Origin of the sequence: Hydrogenophaga sp., assembly GCF_022844385.1 — a bacterium.
In the GTDB taxonomy this organism is placed as follows: Bacteria; Pseudomonadota; Gammaproteobacteria; order Burkholderiales; family Burkholderiaceae_C; genus Hydrogenophaga.
The window spans coordinates 1-4,659 of sequence record NZ_JALHLX010000197.1 but is presented as its reverse complement, the minus strand read 5'-3'; the positions used below and the strand labels follow the sequence as shown (position 1 = coordinate 4,659).

4 protein-coding genes are annotated in these 4,659 nt (G+C 64.8%); all 4 read left to right on the top strand.

All coding sequences use genetic code 11. The features are described from left to right. On the top strand, positions 1 to 842 hold an 842-nt coding region (locus tag Q0C59_RS18840), incomplete at its 5' end, for a 1-phosphofructokinase family hexose kinase (RefSeq protein WP_291218457.1). A 93-nt stretch (positions 843 to 935) separates the two neighbouring features. Continuing rightward, positions 936 to 1,412, top strand: coding sequence for a bacterioferritin (gene bfr / locus Q0C59_RS18835; protein WP_291218454.1), 477 nt, complete (start codon positions 936 to 938; stop codon positions 1,410 to 1,412). 199 nt (positions 1,413 to 1,611) lie between these two features. Next, the gene (locus tag Q0C59_RS18830) at positions 1,612 to 3,939 is read left to right on the top strand and encodes an NADP-dependent malic enzyme (RefSeq protein WP_291218452.1); all 2,328 of its coding nucleotides are present in this window, start codon (positions 1,612 to 1,614) and stop codon (positions 3,937 to 3,939) included. Between the two features lie 220 nt (positions 3,940 to 4,159). Then, a complete protein-coding gene (locus tag Q0C59_RS18825) occupies positions 4,160 to 4,594 on the top strand; it encodes a ribonuclease domain-containing protein (protein ID WP_291218450.1) in 435 nt (144 codons plus the stop codon). Positions 4,595 to 4,659 lie beyond the last annotated feature (65 nt).

The following is a 4,659-nucleotide window of genomic DNA, read 5'->3' as shown; positions in this document are numbered from 1 at the left end:
CGGCACGGCGCGACGCGGGCGGCGGTGGCCTGAACGTTGCGCGCGTGGTGCAGCGCCTGGGCGGACGCAGCAGCGCCCTCTTTCCCGCTGGCGGCCCGGCGGGCGACTGGCTGGTGAGCCACCTCCAGGCGGCGGGTTTGCCGGTGCGGCGCATTGCGCTGGCCGACGACACGCGCGAAAACTTCACTGTGCAGGCGCTGGACACCGGCGCCGAGTTCCGCTTCGTGCTGCCCGGCCCCACGTTGACAGAAGCCGAGTGGCGGGCATCCCTGGCCGCCATCGAGTCCCTGCCGCACCTGCCGGCGTTTGTGGTCGCCAGCGGCAGCCTGCCGCCCGGCGTGCCGACCGATTTTTATGCCCGGCTGGCGGACATCGTGCGTTCGCGCGGATCGCGTCTGGTGCTCGACAGCTCCGGGCCGGCGCTGGCGGCGGGTGTGGCCGCAGGGGTCTACCTCGTCAAACCCAATCTGAGCGAACTGCGCGACCTCACGCAACGGCCGCTGGACACCCCCGCCCAATGGCGCGCGGCTGCACAAGCGCTGGTGGACGAGGGCCGCGCCGAAGTGGTGGCGCTCACGCTGGGTGAGCAAGGCGCGCTGCTGGTCACGAGAGACGGCGCCTGGGGCGCGCAGGCGCTGCCCATCACCGTGGCCAGCTCGGTCGGCGCGGGCGACAGCTTTGTGGGAGCCATTGTGTGGGCCCTGCAGCGCGGCGAGTCCTTGCCCGACGCTTTCACCTGGGCCGTGGCCGCCGGTTCGGCCGCCTTGCTCACACCCGGCACCGGGCTGTGCCTGGTGAACGACGTGGAGCGCCTGCGCCCACAGGTACGGCTGCAGCGCTGAGCGTTTGGGCGCACAAGCCCGACGGGCAAATCGATTGCGCCACGCTCGGCGCGCACAATGGGCCACTGAATTCATCACTCGAAAGGAACAGCCATGAAAGGCGACCCCCAAGCCATCTCGCATCTTCAAGCGCAGCTCAAGAACGAGCTGACCGCGATCAACCAGTACTTCGTCCACTACCGCATGCTCAAGCACTGGGGCCTGGACAAGCTGGCCGCCAAGGAATACGAGGAGTCGATCGGCGAGATGAAGCACGCCGACAAGCTGATGGACCGCATCTTCACGCTGGACGGCCTGCCCAACCTGCAGGACCTGGGCAAGCTCAACATCGGCGAGGACGTGCCCGAGATCCTGCGCAGCGACCTGGCGCTGGAAACCGGTGCACAGAAGACCATCAAGGACGGCATTGCCCACTGCGAAACCGTGCGCGACTACGTTTCGCGCGACCTGCTGCAAGGCATCCTGGACGACACCGAAGAGCACATCGACTTCCTGGAAACCCAGATCGAGCTGATCGACAAGGTCGGCCTGCCCAACTACCTGCAAAGCCAGATGGGTTCGTTGAGCTGATCGGCCTCATGAGCCACCCCACAAGCTCCGCACCCGCGGGGCTTTTTTTGCGCCAAGGCATCCGGTATTCCCTCCCGAAAAGTCACGACGGCTGCCACGCGCTACGCAGTATTGCGGACTGGGGTTTTCCCGGGCACGGAACTAGAATGCGCAACTCGCTTTCACATAGCAAGAATTCAGCACGACCGGAGACAAGATCATGAGCATGGACAACAGCCCCGAGAACAAGCGCGCCGAGCTGCGCCGAGCCGCACTCGAGTACCACGAGTTTCCGACCCCCGGCAAGGTGGCGATTGCCGCCACCAAGCAGCTCACCAACCAGCGCGATCTGGCCCTGGCGTATTCGCCTGGCGTGGCTGCTCCGTGTGAAGAAATCGTGGCCGACCCGGTCAATGCCTTCAAGTACACCAGCCGTGGCAACCTGGTCGGCGTCATCACCAACGGCACTGCGGTGCTGGGCCTGGGCGACATCGGCCCGCTGGCCGCCAAGCCAGTGATGGAAGGCAAGGCCGTTCTGTTCAAGAAGTTTGCCGGCGTCGACGTGTTCGACATCGAGATCGACGAGAAAGACCCGGCCAAGCTGGTCGAAATCATCGCCGCGCTGGAGCCGACCTTCGGCGCGATCAATCTCGAGGACATCAAGGCGCCGGACTGCTTCTATGTGGAGCGCGAGCTGCGCAAGCGCATGAAGATCCCTGTGTTCCACGACGACCAGCACGGCACAGCCATCACGGTGGCGGCGGCCATGCTCAACGGGCTGAAGGTCGCGGGCAAGGACATTGGCCAGGTCAAGCTGGTCACCTCGGGTGCGGGCGCAGCAGCGCTGGCCTGCCTGAACCTGCTGCTCAAAGTCGGCCTGAAGCGCGAGAACGTGTTCGTCACCGATCTGGCCGGCGTGGTCTATGAGGGCCGCGAGGAGCTCATGGATGACGACAAGCGCCAGTACATGCAGAAGACCGACAAGCGCAAGCTCGCCGAGGTGATCGAGGGCGCAGACGTGTTCCTCGGCCTCTCGGCCGGCGGCGTGCTCAAGCCCGCGATGGTGGCGTCGATGGCACCCCGGCCGGTGATCTTCGCGCTGGCCAACCCGAACCCCGAGATCGCCCCCGAGGACGCGCACGCGGTGCGCAGCGACATCATCATGGCCACGGGTCGCACCGATTACCCGAACCAGGTCAACAACGTCCTGTGCTTCCCCTACATTTTCCGCGGCGCGCTCGACAGCGGTGCGACCACCATCACCGACGAGATGGAGATCGCCGCGGTGCACGCCATCGCCGAACTCGCCCAGGCCGAGCAGAGCGAGGTGGTGGCCGCCGCCTACGCTGGTGAACAGCTGGCCTTCGGCCCCGAATACCTGATCCCCAAGCCGTTCGATCCGCGCCTGATGATGAAGATCGCGCCGGCCGTGGCCCAGGCCGCCGCCGAGAGCGGCGTGGCCCTGCGCCCCATCACCGACATGGCGGCCTACCGCGAACGCCTGCAGAGCTTCGTGTTCGCCTCCGGCACGATCATGAAACCGATCTACGCCGCCGCCAAAACCGCCGCGCGCAAACGCGTGGCCTACGCCGAAGGTGAAGAAGAACGCGTGCTGCGTGCCTGCCAGATCGTGGTGGACGAAGGCCTGGCCCGCCCCACGCTGATCGGCCGCCCGGCCATCATCGCGCAGCGCATCGAGAAGTTCGGCCTGCGCCTGCGCGAGGAACTCGACTACGACATCGTCAACGTCGAACAAGACGATCGCTACCGCGACTTCTGGCAGACCTACCACCGCATGACCGAGCGCAAGGGCGTGACCCAGCAACTTGCGAAGATCGAGATGCGCCGCCGCCTCACGCTGATCGGCTCGATGCTGCTGCACAAAGGTGAGGTCGATGGCCTGATCTGCGGCACTTGGGGCTCCACCCACAACCACCTGCAATACATCGACCAGGTGATCGGCAAGCGCGTCGGCGGCAGCCCGAGCACGGCGCAAGATGTGCGCATCTACGCCTGCATGAACGGCCTGATGCTGCCGGGCCGTCAGGTGTTCCTGGTCGACACCCACGTCAACCACGATCCCACGCCCGAGCAGCTGTGCGAGATCACGGTGATGGCGGCCGAAGAAATGCTGCGCTTCGGCCTGCAGCCCAAGGCCGCGCTGCTGTCGCACTCCAATTTCGGGTCGAGCAACGAGCCCAGCGCCATCAAGATGCGCCGCACGCTGGAGTTGCTGCGTGAGCAAGCGCCCTGGCTGGAGGTCGACGGCGAAATGCACGGAGATGTGGCACTGGACCCCGAGGCGCGCGCCAGAATGATGCCGAACTCCACCCTCAAGGGTGCGGCGAATTTGCTCGTGCTCCCCAACATGGACGCGGCCAACATCGCCTACAACCTGCTCAAGACCGCGGCCGGCGGCAACATCGCCATCGGCCCGGTGCTGTTGGGTGCCGACAAACCGGTACACATCCTCACGGCGAGCGCCACGGTGCGCCGCATCGTGAACATGACAGCCCTCACCGTGGCCGACGCCAACGTTTCCCGTTGATGCCTTGAGAAAAAGCAAGTACTAACTTTTTTTCACATTCCAGGCCCTGCGATTTGCCCGATTTTTCAGCAACCGCTTGCGTTTTCGGGCCGCCTCAGGCACACTAGCGCGCTTGGAATACAGGGTTAACCCGCCCGCAACACCCCTGCAGATCCCGCGAGAAGCGGTGAGTTTGAGAGGTGTTGGTGGCGGGTTGATTGCATCAGGAGCAAGGGATTTCATGGACCTGAAGCGGATCCGGGTGCGGATCGGGAATGTCAAGGTCGTGGCCTCACTGGCCTTGGCGCTGGTTCTGACGGCATCGCTGGGCACCTTTTTGGTGCAGGCTCGAACACCGGCAAACCAGGCAACTCCCGACGCGAACGGCGTCTCCCTCACCGAATCCAGCCTGCCAGTGCAGGGCCGGAAGGTGATGGAACAGATCCGGCAAGGCGGGCCATTCCGGTATGAAAAAGACGGCACGGTGTTTGGCAACCGGGAACGGTTGCTGCCAAGCCAGCGGCGGGGGTTTTACCGTGAATACACGGTGCCCACGCCGGGTCTGAGTCACCGGGGCGCGAGACGGATCGTGTGTGGTGGATTGCAGCCCAAGGCGCCTGACGCTTGTTATTACACCGAAGACCACTACAGCAGCTTCAAGCTGATCGTGCAGTGAGTCTTGGGTGGTGTGAACGGTTTTTTAACTTTGACCTTTGAAAGAGACGCGGAGATGGACACGCC